Raw genomic sequence first — 19181 nt, forward strand, 5'->3', positions numbered from 1 at the left:
TAGCCCGCCGCGCTTTCGAACTGAAACGCCATGCATCGCAAATGCCGGTGATTTCTCCATGTCACGCTGGGCGAGCGGTTCGACCTGTAGGCATATTGCTCCTGATCACGAGGCTTCCGGTAGGTCTTGGCCGGCACGGCATGTGTCCTATGTCACATGACGAACCGACCCGCCCGCCGCCTGTCTTTAAACTTTTCCCGACTTACCCTATTTGATTTTGCAAGATGAAATGGGTCCAGCCCAAAGGGGAGCGCTGAATGGCCGAGTTCGATGCCGCGATCAAGAACGCCGAGGAAGAAATCAAGGCCGCACAGGCCAGGATTGCCGAGGTCAGCGCCAGGATTGAGACTGCACAGGCCAAGATGGAGCAGGGCCAGGATATCTCGATCGACATCCAGAACGCCACACTCGACGACGTGCATGCCCACTCCAATGCCATGAATGCCAATATCGCCGAGCTCATCATGGGCCTCGACGACGTCACTGCTGGTTTTTCCAAGGATTTCGACGCCATGCGCGAGAAATCCGGCTGGGAAAGCTTCGTCGGCGTGTTCTCCAAGGCCAAGTCCGATTCGATGCGCGAGGAGCGCATGCGTGCCGCCTCCATCGACGACAAGCTGCAGGACCTGATCGCCAAGTCCGACATCATCGTCAACCTGCTGCAGGGCCAGCTCAACGTGCTCAACGACCATAAGAGCCGCGTCGAGAAGAATCTGTCCGGCACCCTGTCCGACCGTGAGACCACGGTGGCGGACCTGGAAAGGATCCGCTCCCAGGTAATGGGGATGGATCCAAAGATCATCGACCTCGAGAACAAGATCTCGATGGAGCAGGACGCCACTGCCCGCACCAGGCTCGAAACCGAACTGGCGCAGACCAACGCCGCCTACAACAATCTCGTCCAGGACGAGCAGGTCAAACTCGCCAAGTCGCAGACGCTGGAGCGCTACATCGAGCAGGGCAAGAGCTGGGTCGACAGCCTGCAGAACCAGGCCGCGACGCAGATGGTGCTCATCAACAAGCTGCAGACCGACACCAAGCAGCGCGTGGTGCTCTACGACGCTCTCACCAAGTCGCTGAAGACGGCTCAGCAGCAGGACGTCGCCCATCGCATCAACGAGATCGGCGTCAAGACGGACCAGGAAGCCCAGGCCGCCATGGCCGCCATCGGCTCGGCTACCAACCAGCGCATGGCCGAGATGATGGAAAAGCACGAGGACCACATGGTCTTCGCTCGCAAGGTCCTGGAAGAAAAGGCGAAATCCGACGAACGCTTTGCCCGCCGCTTTGCCAAGATCGTCGAAAAGCACGACAAGAACCTTTATGGAGGCGGAGAGTAACGAAGTCGTTCCGTGTGCATCGCAGCGCCTGGCGATGCGATGCAGCCACGGTACCGCCACCCGCGTGATCCCGAGAACAGTCCCGGATGCGAAGCGGCACTGCGCGTCGCCACTTGCAAGCGAAGCTTGTGAGGATGCATCCGGGATGACATTCCCCGAGGCCCTCCTTGACCTATCCTGGCGACGACCACGCTACCCTGCCCGATCCACTGGCGATGAAGCGCTATTTCGCCAAGTTCTCGCGCATCATCGGGCACCTGCGCGAGATCGCCAGCCAGGCGGGGCTCGGCAACGACAGCAAGTCGGGCGGCGATGATTTCGGCAAGCTGCAACTCGACCTGATCGAGAATTATCTCCAGCGTCTGGCCAAGACCTTTACGGCGCTGAGCGTGAAACACCTGATGGCCGGTCGCGTCAGCACACTGCCGCTCACGCTGGCAATCGACCGCTCGGAAAGCGGCTTCCCCGTCTTCCAGGAAGTCCTGATGATGGCCAACGATCTTGCCCAGGTCGAACGCCACCTCGCCAATCAGCCGGACGCGGCCCGGCTGAAGGAGGAGATGATCGCCTATATCCTCTCCGAGCGCGCCAAGCCCTCCAACCTGCAATATGCGATGAGCCAGCGGATCTACTACGAGACCCTGAAGTCGCGCGGTCTGTTCTTCGCCCAGAACCACCCCCAGCTCATCATGCTGGGCAGTCCCCGTAACGGGCGCCGCCGCTATCTCATCCATTGGGCGGTCTACGATAGCCAGCTCAGCTTGCCGGTCATCTATATCCTCGTGGTGGAGGACAGCGGCTATACCGTCCTCAACGAAGACCAGATGCGCTGGCCGCAGGTGCAGGCGCATCTGATGGCCCAGTCCCTCTCCAGTCTCAAGCTCCTGACCATCGCGCGGGGCTTCGATGTCGATTTCGCCAATCTCCACCCCAAGCTCCTGCGCCGCATCCATGTAGGCCCGATGTACTCGCATGCCTTCACCGAGCAGACCGGGCCTCTGCGCGAGATCCTCGCCGAGGTGTCACGCACCGAGGAAAGCGACTGGGCCTTGAGTTGGACCACCGAGACGCTGGTTTCCACGCGCAGCGAGACGGTGCCGTCGGGCTTCCTGTCGAGCGTCGAACGCGAGATCTTCGATCTCGACCAATACCAGCCTGCCGCCGCCGAGGCCGGCGTGACCCGGCTCGAGCGCTCGCTGATCCTGCCCGTGCTGCCCTACCAGGTGCTTGTCGACCGGGACCCGCCCGGCTTCCGCGACGTGCGCAAATATGTGGTGGGCGAAAACGGCTCGCTGCTGACGGGGCTGTAGGGCATGAAGCAACTCCCTGGACAGGCCGTGCGGCGCCCGCCCCATCACAATGAAGCATCCTATCCCATTCCCTACCTCGGGGCAGAAGCCACATGACCGCATCGCTCAATCTGATGGAAGTTCGAGAAGCGGCGATCCGGGCTCACTATCCGGCCGCCTTCGCGATGATGGAGCATTTGGAGCATGCTCCGCGTATCGCCAAGCCTCGGGCCGCCGCGGCTGCGGCAGAGCGTTCGCCCGGCATTTCCACCGCCAGCGGACGCCTTTTCCGCGCGACGACGCCGGGGCTCACGGCCCGCTCCAGCGCGGCACAGGACGGTGTCCGGCTCCTCGCCCGCATAGCGCAGGGTGATCCGGGCGATGCCTTGATGAGCCCGGCCCAGGCGGCCGTGCTGCAGGCCCTGCGACGGGCACTGGCCGCTTCCATGGCAATCTGCGAACTTTACGAGGAGCGCACGGCTCTCGGCCAGCTCAAGCGCGACAATCGCGAAGGGCGTCTCGATCCCGCGCGGCGCACGGAATTCTCCGAACTGCTGGCCGCCGCCTCCCTGATCGGTCTTCATGTGACAGCCAACATGCTAGCCTTCCTCCTGTCCTCGCAGGCAGGGGAAGGTCAGGCGGAGATCGCCGAACTCGATGAGATCCTGACCGACAATCCTCCTCTCGCCTTGCAGGGCGCACTCTGGGAACTGGACGGCATCCTCGGCCTGATGACCGAGCCCGCGCGCCTCGTACCGACGCTGATGGCTTGGAGCGAGAAACTGATGGAGGCAGTGAGCGTGCGGGCCGCCAACGCCCCGCGCCTCGAAGCCTTCACCGGCGCTGCCTATCGCATCGAAGCCGACGATTTCGAGATCAACGGCTTTTCGCCTGCCACGCACAAGCGATCCACCACGCTCACCATGGCCTTCAAGAAGCCGACGGAGGTCGTGGGCAACCACATCGCCAAATATCAGTCGATGAAGCTGGCCAAGATGCTGATGGCCTACGATTTCGAGCGGCGGCTCAATCCTTTCGCCGAACTCGGCGGCTTCATCTTCACCTTCATGGGCGACGGCAAGCCGGGCACCGGCAAGACCACCCTGATACAGATGATGGCGGGGCTTCTCAACGACTATTGCCGCAATGCCTCCTACCCGTTGCGCTATGCCAATCTGTCGACGGAGAGCATCGACAGCTACCAGGGCAAGTCGGCCCAGAATGCCAAGGCCTTCATCCGCGAGATTACTGATCCTGCCGTGATCGGTTTCGGAACCATCGACGATATCGACCAACTCGCCGGCAAGCGCGGCGACAGGCAGTCATCGGCGGGACAGCTCGAGATCACGGCGGTGCTGATGGAGAGCTTCGCCGGCGCAAACACGGTGGTGAGGGGCAACTGCACCTTCGGGATGTTCTCGAACTTTCCCGAGAACGTCGACGACGCCCTGCGCCAGCGAGCGGGCGCACGCTTCCTGGTCGACGGTCCGCAGTCACGGGAGGATTATATCGACCTGCTCTCCCTGCTGCTCGGCAAACGGCATTCCATCCCATTGGGAGACCATGATCTCTTTGCTGCGCAGGAAATCAGGAAGGCGGTGGCCGCCTCCTACGATGCCCATTCTCGCCCGCGGGAGGATGGGCTGAAGAAGGTGTTCGAGGCGGTGCAGGGCAGGATCGGCGCTCTCGATACCATCGCCAAGCTCGGCACCTATCTCAAGGCCATCCAGGAAGCCGACGAGCGCTTCACCGGCCGCGCCATCAAGAACATCACCGACGCCATCAAGGTGCGCGCGATGGATTTCGAGCTGCCGGACGAATGGATGGAAAAGCCCGAGCTCTTCCTCGCGAAGGACTATCCCGCCAAGCTTGGCATGATCTCGGAATTGGCCCGCCCCATCACCATCGACATGGTGATCCAGGAGATCAACCGCTACGCCGACAGCGAATTCCGCTATGCCGACAAGTCGGACGAAGCGGCAATCGACAATGCGGTGCGGGACATGAATCGCATGGAAGAGGCCAAGAAGCGCTATCTGGAGCAGCGCGCATGATGGTTATCAGCCGGATGACGCCTGCCAGGAGAAGCGCCGTCAACACGTGGCGTCGATCACCCGATCGATATCCTTCCCCGCGAGATGAACATCGCTTCCAAGAATGCCGACCGGGAAATCGCCCCTCCGGATTTCCCGCACCAGCCTCGTCAAGGCCATTGCTATGATGAAACGCCTGATCGAAGCCGGGCTGATGTTCGGCAATCTCATCGAGGTCTCCTCGCCGACGATGGTATCGCGCTACAACGCCGCGCTGGAGAAGCTGATCGGCAAGCGGACAGCGCTGGAAGAATTCCATATCGACCTCTCCGGCTTCTCGCCCGAGATCGGCGACGAACTCGACGACATCCGCTATCTCAACCCCGAGGGCTGCAACAGGATGTTCATCCTGCTGAGCCTGGACCAGTTGAGAGCACCGCTGCTGAACGCTCAGTTCTCCACGATGCGTTCGGTGCTGCGCAATTTCTTCCAGGACAATTCGAAAGAGCTGATGGCGCTCACGGTACGCGAGGCGGTGCTCGGGGAACTCGTTCATTCCATGTGGCGCATCAAGACGCCCGCGGACCTCCTGGAACTGCGCTCGGTGGAAGTGGAAGCCAACACGGCGACCGACCGGCTCGGCGACGCGGACAAGCTCGCGCGCCTGATCGAGGCGTTCCGCACGGGCGAGGATGTCTGGCAGGACGATGCCGAGATCGACGAGATGATCCGCCTCGCCGGGCGGGTCGGCGACATCGGCAGGAATCCCGTTCATCTTGCCAGGACCAGCTACAAGCAGGGCAATTTCTATACCAATTATTTCGGCGGGCTCTATCTCTTCCGCGATATCCCCTACCCCGCGATGCTCTATCGGGACGTGGCGGCGGGCTTTCCAAAGATCGACGGTGTCGAGACCAAAAACCTGGCCAATCCCGTGGATGTCTGGCATTTCCTGCAGCTCAACGGGCTGATCACCCCGATCTTCGAAGCGGCCGATCTCGACGTGAAGGGTCTGCTGCGACAAAGGCTCGATTTCATGCTGGTCAACGCCCTTGCCGACCAGCCCGACGCGCCGACGGAGCTGGCTCGGCTCAGCAGGCCGGATCTGCGCCGCATCGCCCTGCGCCACATACGGGAGCTGCCGCCGGAGTTCGACGTCATCGCCCAGGCGCTGCGCGCGGCCGAGGAAGGCATCAAGCCGAGGCGCCTGCCAGGACCGGCGGAACCCGGTTGTTTCTATCTCTATCGTGCTGCGCAGCAACCCGACCGCGACCTCGTCAATCAGATCCTGTCCGAATTCACCCCCCTCGACATCCGCCAGCTCTTCCTGTGCAACAAGCCGGCTTTCTACAATGCCTATCAGGGCTGGAGCGAGCGCAAGCAGGATTACGTGGTCGAGTTCCTGTCACGCGACGAGGCGCTGAGGGACGACGATGCCTGGGAGGAACTGTTCGGCGACGGCACTCCTGAGGCCGAGGAAGCGCCGGCGGCGGGTCCGTGGGGCGCGGTACCGCGATAGAACGGCGGCGCCGTCTTGGAAACGCCGCGCCGGTCCACTAGAGCAAAGCGCGTTTAGGTAGAAACGCCGCTTTGCTCCGGCTCTTTGTTTTTCGACGCGTCTTTGCGTTTTGCCGATTCCGTCAAAATACAAAACGCTCTAGGTAGTCGTGAGCAGGTGCCGCAATTTTTACTCCTTCCTGGAGGGAACAGGCGTCGCGTCCCTGCAAGAACGTCCAAGATCCGGGAGTTAGCATGCTGCGCCTGCTGAAATGGTTCGTGATCGCCCTGGTGCTCTTCACCGGCGCCTGCTGGCTCGACCAATATCTGCCGCGTTACGACGTGGTGCGCATCGTCGGCACCGACACCAAGCGCCTCGACTCTTCCGGCTACTTCGACTCGGAGCAACCCGGCCTGCAGGCGACGAACACCCGCGACGTGCGCTTCATCAACACGGTCTATCCCAGCGGCGCCCTGCGCGTGTTCCGCAACGAGGACACGGACTGGGGCTTTCCCTGGTACTACAAGTTCGACTCCGGCAACCTGATGGCCGCCGCGCAGGCCTTCCAGTCCAACACGGACAATCCAAAATGGGTGGTGATCAAGAGCTATGGCTGGCGCATCACCTATCTCACCATGTTCCCGAATGTTCTTTCGATCCGCGAGGCAAGCGGTGCCGATGAATATGTCATTCCCTGGCTGCGCATCTTCGTGTTCGGGGGCCTCGCGATCCTGCTGCTCTGGCTTTATTTCCGTCTGCGCCGTTTCAAGCGAGAACGCCTCGACCCGGTGTTCGACCGCATAGAGGACCGCATGAGCGCTGCGGCCGACGCGGTCGACGATCATGCTGTGGCGGTTTCAACCCGCGCGAACGGCTTAATGGCCCGCATCCGGCGCTGGCTGGATACGTGGAAGCCGAAGAACCAGCGCAAATACAAATAGGTAGTTCATCGCTTCCAGCGCCGAATAAATTTAACCCGGATAATATTGACGGCAACATTTTATCCGGGTATATCTTGTGTATCAGCACAGGATGATCTCAATGACACACACCCTCATCGCCTTTGCCGGCCCGCGCCGTCTGGCCGAAGGTGACACAGCTAGCGTGGCGGTCGCTATCCGGCAGGCCCAGGACAGCGGCGAGGCTGCCTCCATCTTCGTCTTCGACCGCGCCAGCAGCCACGCGGTCGATCTCGACCTGCGGGGCACGCCGGCCGAGATCCGCGCCCGGTACACCGCCATCGATCCTCCCCGAGGGCCTGGCCGGCCCAAGCTCGGCGTCATCGCCCGCGAGGTCACGCTGCTTCCCCGCCATTGGGACTGGCTGGCAGCCCAACCGGGCGGCGCATCCGTGGCATTGCGCAAGCTCGTGGACGAGGCGCGCCACGCCTCCGAAGAGAAGGATCGCATCCGTGACGCTCGCGAATCGGCCTACCGCTTCATGAGTGCGATGGCGGGCGACGAACCGAATTTCGAGGAAGCCAGCCGCGCGTTGTTCGCGGGAGACAGGACGAAGTTCGGCACGTTGATCGAAGCCTGGCCGCAGGATGTTCGCGAGCATGCGCACAAGCTGGCCGAGCCGGGCTTTTGAGGCAAAGGACCTCCAGGTCGAGACGATTTTCCCGTGCGAGCCATCGATCCCCACGCGTTTCGCAAGTCCTGACACGTGGGTCTGAAGGCGAAATACACCAATTCCCGGGGCAAACGCCTTACAGCCGCCAGCCCCGGAAAAACGCATCTCGCGAACCCTGCGCAACTCCTTCTCCGGCCACGCGAATTTCAATTTTTACGCATCCCTGAATTTTTTGATCCCACCCCGATTTTTTTCCTTGCATGTGACGCCCATAAACCCTATCTCCGCGCTTGCCCAATTTCGCACGTGCCTGTGGCCGCGTGTCGGTCGGTGGACATCCAGACAAGAGGCTGGACGGTCGCCAGGGATGGACTAGGGATCGCGGCAGTGGTCCCTTGAGGTGGTTTGGCACTAAGTGTCGTAGCCATCGAATCCCGAACAACGATCGGCAGCCGGAGGCGACCGGTGAACCCCGTACTCCGCGGGGGACGCAGCTTGAAGCAACGACGAAGCGGGCTTTTTTGGTCTCGGCTGGTGTCCAGAGCCAGCGACTGAAGAGGCTTGTTTCTCCTTGCCAGGCGTGCGGACCGGGTTTCCCGATCCAATCCAAGGCAGTTCCAACCATGCAGCGGGTTATTCCGTTGCGTGGCGATATGCATCCCGTCGCGGTGAGGCCACATGCTTCGTGCATAAGGCCTGACCGGCGGTGGGCGGCGCGTCTTCACGGCCCAACCACGTTTCCACCCCGTGGCGGTCCTGTCGACGTTCCGGTCCGTGACACCTTTAGGATTGGGGGAACCCACCATGACCGACCGCATCCGCGACTATCTGCGCACCACCCCCGCCGAAGGCCCTCGCCTCGTCGTCGATCTCGACGTGGTCGAGCGGAACTATCAGGCGTTCGCTCATGCGCTGCCCGACACTCGCGTCTTCTACGCCGTGAAGGCCAATCCAGCTCCTGAGATTCTCGACCTCCTGGCCCGCCTCGGCTCGTCCTTCGACTGTGCCTCGGTGGTGGAGATCGAGCAGGCCATGGCGACCGGCGCCACGGCCGACCGCATCTCCTTCGGCAACACCATCAAGAAGGAGCGCGACATCGCCCGTGCCCATCAGCTCGGCGTGCGCCTCTTCGCGGTGGATTGCGAGGCCGAGGTCGAGAAGATCGCCCGTGCCGCTCCCGGTTCGCGCGTGTTCTGCCGTATCCTGTGCGACGGTGCGGGCGCCGAGTGGCCGCTGTCGAAGAAGTTCGGCTGCGCCCCCTCCATGGCTCCGGCCGTGCTGGAGCACGCCCAGTCCCTTGGTCTCGTCGCCTATGGCGTGTCGTTCCATGTCGGCTCGCAGCAGGGCAACGTCCAGGCCTGGGACAGCGCGCTGGCGACCGCCGCAGGTATCTTCCGCGAGCTCGCCGAGCGTGGCATCACGCTGTCGATGGTCAACATGGGTGGCGGCTTCCCGGCCAAGTATCTGCGCGCCATGCCTGGCGTGCCAGCTTATGGCGATGCGATCTTCAACTCGCTCCGCCGCCATTTCGGCAACCAGTTGCCCGAGACCATCATCGAGCCGGGCCGCGGCATGGTCGGCGATGCCGGCATGATCGAGGCCGAGGTGGTGCTGGTGTCGAAGAAGGCCGAAACGGACGAGATCCGCTGGGTCTATCTCGACATCGGCAAGTTCCATGGCCTCGCCGAGACCATGGACGAGGCCATCCGCTATCCGATCCGCACCGAGCGGGACGGCGACGCCAAGGCGCCCTGCGTCCTGGCCGGACCGACCTGCGACTCGGTCGACGTGCTCTACGAGAAGGTCCCCTACGACCTGCCGGTGAGCCTGTCGATCGGCGACAAGGTGCTGATCGAGGCCTGCGGGGCCTACACCACCACCTACTCCACCGTGGGCTTCAACGGCTTTCCGCCGCTGGCTTCGGTAGTGATCTGACGCTCCGGGTGCACGGGCATCCTGCCCGTTCTCCCTTTTCCGACGTCGCCGTTTCCAAGAGCGGGCAGGATGCCCGTGCACCCGGAAACATCATCGTCCCGAACGGCCGTTCATCGGTGCGAGGGCTGTCGCTCTAGCCTCCAAGGAGCCACGGCCATGATCCGTATTGTCCAGGAAGCCCTGTCCCATGTCGATGCCCGCGAGAAGCTGCTCGATGCAGCTTTCGGGCCGTCGCGCTTTGCCAAGACCTGCGAGCGCCTGCGCGAAGACCGCCTGCCTGCCAAGGGGCTGGCCTTCTCGGCCGTCGACGACGGCAAGCTGATCGGTACGCTGCGCCTGTGGAACATCTCGGCCGGCCCCGGCCGTGCCGCGCTGCTGCTCGGCCCGCTTGCCGTCGATGCGGAGCGCCGCAGCGAAGGCCTCGGCGCACGCATGATGTGGCATGCCATCGGCCATGCCCAGCATCTCGGCCACAAGGCGATCCTGCTGGTGGGCGATGCGCCTTACTACAGCCGCTTCGGCTTCTCGACCGACCTGACCGAGCGCCTGTGGCTGCCCGGCCCCGTGGAACGCAACCGCTTCCTCGGGCTGGAACTTGTGCCGGATGGCCTGGTCGGCGCCGCCGGCCTCGTGAACGCCACCGGCGAACTGGTGGAGACGCCGGATTTCGCCGCGCTCGTGGCCAAGGCCGCCAACGACACGAGATGGAAGTTCGCGGCGTGATCCCTGGGATCGCAGGCATCCGCGCCTGCTCTTGAACCTCGGCGATCCAGGATTTGAGAAGGGCGGCCCCAAGGGGTCGCCCTTCTCGTTTGATGACATCGCTTCAAGAGGCAGGGCAAGGATACCTGCGATCCCATGAAGACGTCCGCGCTGCCACCTGCGTTGTCCCGATGTCATCTCCCCTTCACACTCCCGCTACAAAAACTTGCAGCTTCCTCCCACGCGCCCTAAACGCTGGGGGGTCAACCATTTTGGAGGTATCATGGCTGAGTGGCCTGTCTACGGTAAGATTTCCGGTCCCATTGTGATGATCGGCTTCGGCTCGATCGGACGCGGCGTGCTGCCGCTGATCGAACGCCATTTCACCTTCGACAAGAGCCGCCTCGTCATCGTCGATCCGCACCCCCTCCCCGCCGATCTCAAGATCATCGAGGAGCGTGGCTACCGTTTCATTCAGGAAGCGGTGACCCGGGACAACTACAAGACGCTGCTTCAGCCCCTGTTGACCAATGGCGGCGGCCAGGGCTTCTGCGTCAACCTCTCGGTCGACACGTCTTCCGTCGACATCATGGAGTTCTGCCGCAGCCTCGGCGCGCTCTACATCGACACCGTGGTCGAGCCCTGGCTCGGCTTCTATTTCGACAAGAATGCCGGTCCGGAGGCGCGCACCAACTATGCCCTGCGTGAGAGCATGCTGGCCGCCAAGCGCCGGAACCCGGGCGGGGCGACGGCCGTCTCCTGCTGCGGTGCCAATCCCGGCATGGTCTCGTGGTTCGTCAAGCAAGCCCTGCTCGACGTCGCCGAGGCCACCGGCCATGGCACGCTCGATCCGAAGAGCCGAGAGGAATGGGCCGCGCTGGCCCACAAGATCGGCGTCAAGGGTATCCACATCGCCGAGCGCGACACCCAGCGCGCCAAGCACCCCAAGCCGCGCGGCGTGTTCGTCAACACCTGGTCGGTGGAAGGCTTCATCTCCGAGGGCCTGCAGCCGGCGGAACTCGGCTGGGGCACCCACGAGACCTGGATGCCCGAAACCGGACGCACCCACAAGGAAGGCTGCGGCGCTGCGATCTACCTGCTGCAGCCCGGCGCCAATACCCGCGTGCGCACCTGGTGCCCGACACCCGGTCCGCAATACGGCTTCCTCGTTACCCACAACGAGGCGATCTCGATCGCCGACTATCTGACGGTGCGCGAGAACGGCGAAGCGGTCTATCGTCCGACCTGCCACTACGCCTACCATCCGGCCAACGACGCCGTGCTCTCGCTGCACGAAATGTTCGGTGCCGCCGGCAAGGCGCAGGACCAGTTCGTCATTCTCGATGAAAGGGAGATCGAGGACGGCGCGGACGAACTCGGCGTGCTGCTCTATGGCCATGGCAAGAACGCCTACTGGTACGGCTCCCAGCTCACGGTCGAGGAGACCCGCAGGCTTGCCCCTTACCAGAACGCCACCGGCATGCAGGTGACCTCGGCCGTGCTCGCCGGCATGGTCTGGGCCCTGGAGAACCCGGAAGCCGGCATCGTCGAGGCCGACGAGATGGATTTCCGTCGCTGCCTCGAAGTGCAACGGCCGTATCTCGGTCCGGTGAAGGGCTACTATACGGATTGGACACCGCTCGACGGCCGCCCCGGCTTCTTCCCGGAGGACATCGACACATCCGATCCCTGGCAGTTCAGGAACATTCTGGTGCGCTGAGTTTTCGCGGGGGCGCGGGCACTGGTCCGCGCATGACCCCTATCGCCTTTGGAATCAGGCGGGGCGCATGTCCCGCCTTTTTCTTTACGCCCCAGGGCACCGGGAGGGCGGACGGGACGTCCGAGCTACCGGGGCACAAACCTGAAATGCCCGGTCCGTTCGAAGGCAGACAGGGTATCTTCCTCCCTCACGCCCTCACCGATATTGTGAATCATCAATGGCCGCCCCTGTACCTCGTCGGACATCGCCAACGAGACCACGGCGATATGAGGGAGCTTGCCGGGCAGTATCTGCGTCACCAGATCGCCGGGCCGGTAGTCGACGAGATCCTCGCTGACGGAAAGAGCCGCCCCGCGGCGGCGGAAATAGGCCGCAAGATTGAGCACCCGGCGATGGTCGATGTTCGTATCCGCCCGCCTCATGCCCCACGTCTTCGGATAGGCAGCGAAATTCGCCCTCTTGTCCTCGTGCACAAGCTTCTGCAGGTCCAGCCCAAAGGCTGTTCGATCGGCCCTGATCACCACATCGGAGCACACGCCCCTTTCCGCCGGAACGTCGCCGCCTGGATAGGCGATGCCGACATAGGCGGGATCGTAGAGAAGGGTAACGCCGATCTGGCTTCGAGCGGCTTCGACCAGTTTCAGGCTCCAATCGGGCTTCGGTGTCTCGGCAGTGGCGGCCACCGGCAGCGCTGCAGCAAGGGACGCGAGACCGACCTGCAGCACCGCACGCCGAGAGAGGAAGTTCACGCCAGCCCTTTGCGCACCGCCAGTTTCTCCAGAGCCGACAGCCAGTGCTCGTAATAGTGCGAGCCGTCGTCGGCCGGCGCCGCCGCGAGTTCCGCGGCCAGGGCCTGGGCCCATTCCGGCCAGGTAAACACGCCTTTTTCATGCAGCGAAACGGCCATTGCGAAGGCTCGCGCTTCCCAGGGTTCGCGGAATACGGGTTCGCCACGGTCGCGCGGGACGGAGGGAATGGCGTCAAGCGGGGTCAAGATAGCTCTCCCATAGATCAAGCATGACCGTCAGCGTCGGATCGGCCTTCGAGCCCCAGAGCTCGGTACCGGCGAACCGGACCGTATAGAGCCATTCGGGATTCTCACCCTCGCCATGAGCGTTCGTGTCCGGTAGCACGAACGCGGTGTGCGCCTCCACGATGGTGCCGACATGGCCGCGCGCATAGCGAGGCAGGCGCGTATGGGTGAGCTTGTGCTCGTTGCGCGCCCGCACGGGATCGCCGGCCGCGAACCGCGCCGGCCGTGTCACCGGCCGGTCGCATCGCGTGCCCGCGAGCAGCGCCGCCGGCACCTCGGCAGCCTTGATGACGCGCTTCACAGGCCTGGCTGTTTCGATCGCCTCGCCTCTGTCCAGTTCCTCCTCGCTGACCATGCCCTTGGCAAGCAGTAACCGCATCAGGGCCTTGATCCAGATCTCGTAGTAGGACGAGGAAAGATATTCGGCGGGCGGGAGACTCTCGCGGGCAAAGCGACCGGCATCGAGAGGCCAGGAACCGGTAGCGCCCATGGCCAGCGTCACCGCCATCGCACGCTTCTCCCAGGGAGCATGGAAAAAAGGCTCGTCCTTCTCCGGCGCGATAGGCCCGAAGCCCATCATCCCGCCGAGATCCTGCGCACCGTTCATGGGAGACTCCGCCGAAAACGATACGCAGCTTTAGCAAGGGGTGGAGAAGATGGCAAAGCCGCCGGAGACGCACCGCTTGCGAAGATGGCGGCCGGAGACCGCCACTCCGGGCCTATGCCTCACGCTATGGAGCGAGCGCCTGTGGATGTCGCGTCCGCGGTCCAGGCTATCCTCTTCCCGGAAGCATGCTCTGCAGCACCTCGTCCCGGTCCCAGAGCCTGTGCTTCAGCGCGGCCAGGATATGCAGGCCCACGAGCGCCATCAGCACAAAGGCCAGGCGGTGGTGCAGCACTTTCATGGTCTCCGAAAGCGCATAATCGGGCGCCACCAGATTCGGTACGTGATAGCCGCCCGGCAGTTCGATCGGCAGCGGCAGGGTCGAGGCAGAAACATAGACATAGCCGGCTATGAGAACACCGAATATCAGCCCATAGAGCAGGAGATGCACGATCCGGCTGAGTATCTGTTCATGCCGCGGCATGGTCTGCGGGAGTGCTGGAGCCACGGTGAACAGGCGCCAGAGCGCGCGGATGGCCATGAGCAGGAAGACGAAGGCGCCGGTGGTCTTGTGCAGCTGGTAGAGATCGAACTTGCGGGCGGGATCGTCGACCCACTCCACCATGTACAGCCCCAGTCCGAGCATGAACAGGATCAGGGCGGCGCAAAGCCAGTGCAGCGCCTGGCCCACGCCGCTCCAGCGGTGGCGCGGGTTGGCAGATAAGGTCATTGCGCCTGTGCCTCCGTGGTGACGATCAGGTCGACATCGTTGCTGATCGCCGGAAAGCCCGCGCTCATGTTGAAGGCGAGACGCTTGATCACGCCGGTGGCGCGGAAGCCGACGCGCGAACTCGAACTGTCGGCCGGCTTGTCAAGGGCGACATCGATGGTGATCGGACGGGTGATGCCGCGGATGGTAAGATCGCCGGTGACTTTGGCATGGCTGCTGTCGACCTTCTCGACCTTCGTGGAGGAGAAGGAAATGGTGGGATACTGGCTGACATCGAAGAAGGCATCGGTGCGCAAATAATCATTAAAGGAGGGCGATCCGACGTCCACCGATTTCGCAGCCACCTTGAAGGAGACATGGCTTGCGGCAGGGTTGTCGAAATTGATCGAGATCCTGCCTTCGAAATCGCGGAACTGGCCCTTGGTGCGTGGCCAGCCAATGCCGTCGACCACGAAGCCCACCGAGGTGCGCGAGGGATTGATGCGCCAGTTGCGCGCCTCCGCCGAATTGGCGGGGGCGGTACCGAGAAGTGTCATCACCGAGAGGGCGGCGGTGAAAAGGCGCACGCCCGAAATCGCGTTCCGGCCGATCATGGCGGAAACCTCCAATACCGAATAATATAACAGATGCCCGCCGATGCGGGTTCACAATGTGAACACGCGAGCACTTCGATTATTCGGTCGCACCCGAACTGGCTGGAGTCGGGGAGATAGAGCCCCTACGCCCCGATCTCTTCCCGGCGCTTCGCAATATAGGTGTCCACCGCCTCCCTTACCGCCGGATCGAGCGGCGGGGGCCCGTAGCTGTCGCGGGTCTTCTTCCAGACGTCGAGCGCGCGATCGGTGGCGGTGCGTTCGCCCGCGTCGCGCCAGTTCTCGAAATTCGACCAGTCCGAGAGCACCGGGCGGTAGAAGGCGTGCTCGTAGCGCGCCAGCGTATGGGGTGAGCCGAAATAGTGGCCGCCCGGGCTGACGCCGCGGATGGCATCGAGGGCGATCTCGTCGTCGCCGAATTCGACGGGTTTCAGGATTTCCGCCCAGCCGCGCAGCAGTTCGGCGTCGATGACGATCTTCTCGAGGCTCGCTGACAATCCGCCTTCCAGCCAGCCGGCGGCATGGTTGATCAGATGGCTGTGGCTCATGATGGCGGCCCAGAGCGAGAAGCCGGTCTCCCAGGTCGCCTGCGCATCGGGCGCGGGACTTGCGTTCACGGCGCTGGTGCGCACGGGCACGCCGAGCCGACGGCCGAGTTGGGCCGTGGCGAGACAGGCATTGACATATTCGGGCGTGCCGAACGCGGGCGAGCCCGTCTTCATGTCCACGTTGGAGGTGAAGCCGCCCATCACGCAGGGACTGCCGGGGCGCAGCATCTGGCAGAGGGCGATGATGGCACAGGCCTCCGCCGTCTGCTGCACGAGGGCACCGGCCAGGGTCACCGGAGCCATGGCGCCCATCAGCGTGAAGGGCGTGATCACCACGCACTGGCCATGCTCGGCCATGGTCATGATCGAGTCCATGATCTCTTCGTCCACTACGCGCGGCGAATTGACGTTCGTGACCGTCATCAGCGTGGGCCTTTCGGCCAGCGCCTCCACGGAGGTCCGGTGTTCTATGGCGGAAAGCGCCAGGGCGTCCCGGGCCTGCACGCCACCGACACCGCGTGCCGCCCAGACGAGGTCCGATAGCTCGATATGGGCGCGGTACATCTCGAGATGGCGCACCGGCACGGCAATGTCCACCGGCTCCACCACCACGCCGCCCTGCCAATGCAGCAGGCCGAGCCCGTTGGTGATCCTGAGGATGTCCCGAAAAGCCTCCAGATCGCCGTAGCGGCGCCCGCGTTCGAGATCTCGCACATTTGGAGCGCCGTTGACGGGACCGAAATTGACGACGTTGCCACCGACATGAAGGTCCCGCTCGGGATTGCGTGCATGCAGGATGAAAGTCGAGGGCGCCAGGGCAAGCATGGCCTCGACGATGTCTCGGCCGATACGCACCATCTGCGTCTCGTCGTCGACGAGCGCGCCGTGCCGGCGATAGGCCTCTCGTGCACGCGCGCTGATGATTTTCATGCCGTCGGTCTCGAGCAGGGTGAAGGCGGCATCCAGGATGCGCTCCACCTGCTCCGCCGAGAGGATGTCGAGTGGCGCGAAGCGATTTGTGAGGCGCGGCATGGGCGGCGTGGCGGCGCCGGTATTGCGCACGCCCCGTTCCCGACGGCGGGAATGGGCGCTCTCGCGGGCGGCAGGCTGCTGGTCGGGCCTCTCGTCGCTCATCCACGCAGCCTTCCACCGTTCGGATCATGCAACGGCGCCTTGCGGATGATGGCCGGGCGATCCTGTCCGAAGATGTCGATGGCGAACTCCCCGCCATCCTCGTAGTGCTCCGACTTCACATAGCCGATGGCCAGGCTCTTGCCGACATAGTGGCCATATCCGCCCGAGGTGACGTGGCCGACGACCTGGCCCGCCTTCAGGATCGGTTCGTAACCGATCACTTCCGTATCGGTATCGACCTCCAGCACGGCGAAACGGCGCCTTGGCCCGCCCTCACGCTCGGCCAGGGCAGCGTCGCGGCCATTGAAACCCTCCTTCTTGAAGTCGATGAAGAGGTCCAGGCCGGTCTCGGCCGGCGTATAGTCGGGCCGGAAATCCTTGTTGAAGGAGCCATAGGCCTTTTCGAGGCGCAGCGACGAAAGCGCCCGGCCGCCGAAATGCCTGAGCCCGAGATCCCGGCCTGCATCGAAAATTTCGTCGTATAGAGTCGCCTGGAAGTCCGGCGTGGTCCAGACTTCGTATCCGAGTTCGCCCGTGAAGCCGGCACGCGAGAAGATCACCGGCGACATGCCGACCGCCGTCTCCTTGACTGCGAAGAGCTTGAAGGCGTCGGGCGAGAGATCCTCGCGCACCAGGCGCTGCATCAGCGCGCGCGCATTGGGACCGGCCACCGAAAAGCCCGTGAGCGTGGAAGCGGCTGAGCGCACATGCACGTCGGCCGGCGGCTTCTGCAGCCAGAACCAGCGCATGTGGAACGCCTCGGCGAAACCCGAACCGATCAGGAGATAGCGATCCATGTCGAGGCAGGCGATGGAAAGGTCGCCGACGATGCGCCCCGCCTCGTTCAGCATCGGCGCGATAGCCATGCGCCCCGGCTTGGGCAGCCTGCAGGCGAGCAGCCTGTCGAGCCAGGCGCGCGCGCCCTTGCCCTCGATCTCGTATTTGCCGTAGTTCGACGTCTCGTAGATGCCGACCGCCTCGCGCACTGCCAGGCATTCCGCCCTTACATGGGGAAAGGCATTCGAGCGGCGATAGGTCGGGTTCTCGACCGGATCCACGCCCTCGGGCGCGAACCAGAGGGCATGCTCCAGGCCGAAATTGGCGCCGAAGACCGCTCCGGCTTCTTTCAGGCGATCATAGATCGGCGTACGGCGCAGCGGGCGCGCATCCGGCAGTTCCTCGTTCGGGAAGGCAAGGCGGAAACGGCGCCGATAGTTCTCGATGACCTTGGCCTTGGTGTAGCGCGGCGTGGCGAAGATGCCGAAGCGCGCTACGTCCATCGCCATGATGTCGGCTCCCGGGTCGCCCTCCGCCATCCAGCGCGAGAGAGTGAGGCCGATGCCTCCACCCTGGCTGAAGCCCGCCATCACGGCACAGGCGACCCAGAAATTCGGAAGGCCCTTGACCGGGCCGACCAGCGGATTGCCGTCCGGCGCGAAGGTAAAGGGGCCATTGATCGACTTCTTGATGCCGGCCCGGCCGACGGCGGGGAAGTGCTCGAAGCCGACCTCCAGTTCGGGAGCGATGCGATCGAAATTGTCGGGCAGGAGCTGGGTATGGAAATCGTCCGGCGTATGGTCGACGGACCAGGGAATGCAATTGTGCTCGTAGGTGCCGAGAAGCGCTCCCTTGCCTTCCTGGCGCACATAGATCTCGCCTGAGAAGTCGGTGGTGTTGATGATCTCGCGTTCCAGTCCTTCCAGCTCGGGAATGGCCTCGGTGACGATGTAATGGTGTTCCATGGCGAGCACCGGCAACTCGATGCCGACCATGCGTCCGACTTCGCGCGCCCAGAGCCCGCCGGCATTCACCACATGCTCGGCGTGGATGGTGCCCTTGTCGGTGGTCACGTCCCAGGTTCCGTCGAGGCGCTGCTTCAGGCCGGTGACCTTGGTGTACTGGTAGATTTCCGCGCCGAGCTTGCGGGCAGCCGCCGCATAGGCGTGCGTGGTACCCCACGGATCGACATGGCCGCCATCGGAACGCCAGAGCGCGCCGGTGAAGTACTTCTCCTCGATCAACACGTTGCGGCGCTTGGCCTCCGACACCGGGATGATCTCTGTCTCCATGCCCAGATAGCGCGCGCGGCTGGCGACGAGGCGCAGATAATCCATCTCCCCCTCGTTGGCCGCCAGCATCAGGCCGCCATTGGCATGGATGCCACAGGACTGGCCGGTAAGGGCTTCCAGCTCCCGATAGAGATCGATGGTGTATTTCTGCAGCTTGGAGACGTTGGCGTCGCCGTTGAAGGTGTGCATGCCGCCGGCCGCGTGCCAGGTCGATCCCGAGGTGAGTTGATCCTTGTCGAGCAGCACGACGTCGGTCCAGCCGATCTTGGCGAGATGGTAGAGGATGGAGCATCCGACGACACCCCCGCCAATTACGACGGCGCGAACCTCAGTCTTCATTATCAGGAACCCTTTTGCGGCAATGAGCCCTGATACACGATC

General features: G+C 63.5%; 15 protein-coding genes and 1 pseudogene. 9 read left to right on the forward strand and 7 right to left on the reverse strand.

Annotation, left to right across the window (positions count from 1 at the left end; all coding sequences use genetic code 11):
- Window positions 1–257: 257 nt before the first annotated feature.
- The 9 genes from AC6H34_RS05240 (at window position 258) to AC6H34_RS05280 (ending at window position 12089) form a co-directional block, all read left to right on the forward strand.
- The gene (locus AC6H34_RS05240) at window positions 258–1340 is read left to right on the forward strand and encodes a coiled-coil domain-containing protein (protein WP_448151017.1); all 1083 of its coding nucleotides are present in this window, start codon (window positions 258–260) and stop codon (window positions 1338–1340) included.
- A 167-nt stretch (window positions 1341–1507) separates the two neighbouring features.
- Window positions 1508–2650, forward strand: coding sequence for a hypothetical protein (locus AC6H34_RS05245; protein WP_448151016.1), 1143 nt, complete (start codon window positions 1508–1510; stop codon window positions 2648–2650).
- Between the two features lie 92 nt (window positions 2651–2742).
- A complete protein-coding gene (locus tag AC6H34_RS05250; RefSeq protein ID WP_497538110.1) occupies window positions 2743–4683 on the forward strand; it encodes an AAA family ATPase in 1941 nt (646 codons plus the stop codon).
- 163 nt (window positions 4684–4846) lie between these two features.
- Window positions 4847–6181 (forward strand): DUF6638 family protein, encoded by a 1335-nt coding sequence (locus AC6H34_RS05255; RefSeq protein ID WP_497538111.1) that lies wholly within the window; start codon window positions 4847–4849, stop codon window positions 6179–6181.
- Window positions 6182–6414: 233 nt separating this feature from the next.
- Window positions 6415–7101 carry a DUF1523 family protein gene (locus AC6H34_RS05260; RefSeq protein ID WP_497538112.1) on the forward strand — a complete coding sequence of 229 codons (687 nt, stop codon included), beginning with the start codon at window positions 6415–6417 and terminating at the stop codon, window positions 7099–7101.
- A gap of 100 nt (window positions 7102–7201) precedes the next feature.
- Window positions 7202–7750: a DUF2239 family protein gene (locus AC6H34_RS05265; RefSeq protein ID WP_497538113.1), complete on the forward strand. Its 549-nt coding sequence runs from the start codon at window positions 7202–7204 to the stop codon at window positions 7748–7750.
- A gap of 786 nt (window positions 7751–8536) precedes the next feature.
- Window positions 8537–9667 (forward strand): type III PLP-dependent enzyme, encoded by a 1131-nt coding sequence (locus AC6H34_RS05270; RefSeq protein ID WP_497538114.1) that lies wholly within the window; start codon window positions 8537–8539, stop codon window positions 9665–9667.
- Between the two features lie 156 nt (window positions 9668–9823).
- Window positions 9824–10390 carry a GNAT family N-acetyltransferase gene (locus AC6H34_RS05275; RefSeq protein ID WP_497538115.1) on the forward strand — a complete coding sequence of 189 codons (567 nt, stop codon included), beginning with the start codon at window positions 9824–9826 and terminating at the stop codon, window positions 10388–10390.
- A gap of 262 nt (window positions 10391–10652) precedes the next feature.
- Entirely contained in the window at window positions 10653–12089 is a 1437-nt protein-coding gene (locus AC6H34_RS05280; RefSeq protein WP_497538116.1) for a homospermidine synthase, read from the forward strand.
- A gap of 125 nt (window positions 12090–12214) precedes the next feature.
- Here AC6H34_RS05280 and AC6H34_RS05285 read toward each other — a convergent pair whose 3' ends face one another.
- The 7 genes and pseudogenes from AC6H34_RS05285 to AC6H34_RS05315 form a co-directional block, all read right to left on the reverse strand.
- The gene (locus tag AC6H34_RS05285; RefSeq protein WP_497538117.1) at window positions 12215–12838 is read right to left on the reverse strand and encodes a DUF1287 domain-containing protein; all 624 of its coding nucleotides are present in this window, start codon (window positions 12836–12838) and stop codon (window positions 12215–12217) included.
- Window positions 12838–13101 (reverse strand): annotated as a pseudogene (locus tag AC6H34_RS05290) (nitrile hydratase accessory protein); the annotation flags it as partial. The pseudogene AC6H34_RS05290 and the gene AC6H34_RS05285, both read right to left, overlap by 1 nt.
- Window positions 13070–13729, reverse strand: coding sequence for a nitrile hydratase subunit beta (gene nthB / locus AC6H34_RS05295; RefSeq protein WP_497538118.1), 660 nt, complete (start codon window positions 13727–13729; stop codon window positions 13070–13072). The pseudogene AC6H34_RS05290 and the gene nthB, both read right to left, overlap by 32 nt.
- A 166-nt stretch (window positions 13730–13895) precedes the next feature.
- Window positions 13896–14456 carry a cytochrome b gene (locus AC6H34_RS05300; RefSeq protein WP_448151005.1) on the reverse strand — a complete coding sequence of 187 codons (561 nt, stop codon included), beginning with the start codon at window positions 14454–14456 and terminating at the stop codon, window positions 13896–13898.
- On the reverse strand, window positions 14453–15049 hold the full coding sequence (locus AC6H34_RS05305) for a YceI family protein (protein ID WP_448151004.1): 597 nt from the start codon (window positions 15047–15049) through the stop codon (window positions 14453–14455). Before AC6H34_RS05305 ends, AC6H34_RS05300 begins: the two co-directional genes overlap by 4 nt.
- 125 nt (window positions 15050–15174) lie before the next feature.
- Window positions 15175–16731 carry a trimethylamine methyltransferase family protein gene (locus AC6H34_RS05310; protein ID WP_497538119.1) on the reverse strand — a complete coding sequence of 519 codons (1557 nt, stop codon included), beginning with the start codon at window positions 16729–16731 and terminating at the stop codon, window positions 15175–15177.
- Window positions 16728–19139: a GcvT family protein gene (locus tag AC6H34_RS05315; protein WP_497538120.1), complete on the reverse strand. Its 2412-nt coding sequence runs from the start codon at window positions 19137–19139 to the stop codon at window positions 16728–16730. Before AC6H34_RS05315 ends, AC6H34_RS05310 begins: the two co-directional genes overlap by 4 nt.
- Between the last annotated feature and the right edge of the window lie 42 nt (window positions 19140–19181).

Source organism: Labrys sp. ALF-8 (assembly GCF_059699065.1).

Coding starts and splice junctions, on each gene's coding strand:
- AC6H34_RS05240 (WP_448151017.1), top strand. CDS start 258: ATGGCCGAGTTCGATGCCGCGATCAAGAACGCCGAGGAAGAAATCAAG.
- AC6H34_RS05250 (WP_497538110.1), top strand. CDS start 2,743: ATGACCGCATCGCTCAATCTGATGGAAGTTCGAGAAGCGGCGATCCGG.
- AC6H34_RS05255 (WP_497538111.1), top strand. CDS start 4,847: ATGATGAAACGCCTGATCGAAGCCGGGCTGATGTTCGGCAATCTCATC.
- AC6H34_RS05260 (WP_497538112.1), top strand. CDS start 6,415: ATGCTGCGCCTGCTGAAATGGTTCGTGATCGCCCTGGTGCTCTTCACC.
- AC6H34_RS05265 (WP_497538113.1), top strand. CDS start 7,202: ATGACACACACCCTCATCGCCTTTGCCGGCCCGCGCCGTCTGGCCGAA.
- AC6H34_RS05270 (WP_497538114.1), top strand. CDS start 8,537: ATGACCGACCGCATCCGCGACTATCTGCGCACCACCCCCGCCGAAGGC.
- AC6H34_RS05275 (WP_497538115.1), top strand. CDS start 9,824: ATGATCCGTATTGTCCAGGAAGCCCTGTCCCATGTCGATGCCCGCGAG.
- AC6H34_RS05280 (WP_497538116.1), top strand. CDS start 10,653: ATGGCTGAGTGGCCTGTCTACGGTAAGATTTCCGGTCCCATTGTGATG.
- nthB (WP_497538118.1), bottom strand. CDS start 13,729: ATGAACGGTGCGCAGGATCTCGGCGGGATGATGGGCTTCGGGCCTATC.
- AC6H34_RS05300 (WP_448151005.1), bottom strand. CDS start 14,456: ATGACCTTATCTGCCAACCCGCGCCACCGCTGGAGCGGCGTGGGCCAG.
- AC6H34_RS05305 (WP_448151004.1), bottom strand. CDS start 15,049: ATGATCGGCCGGAACGCGATTTCGGGCGTGCGCCTTTTCACCGCCGCC.
- AC6H34_RS05310 (WP_497538119.1), bottom strand. CDS start 16,731: ATGAGCGACGAGAGGCCCGACCAGCAGCCTGCCGCCCGCGAGAGCGCC.
- AC6H34_RS05315 (WP_497538120.1), bottom strand. CDS start 19,139: ATGAAGACTGAGGTTCGCGCCGTCGTAATTGGCGGGGGTGTCGTCGGA.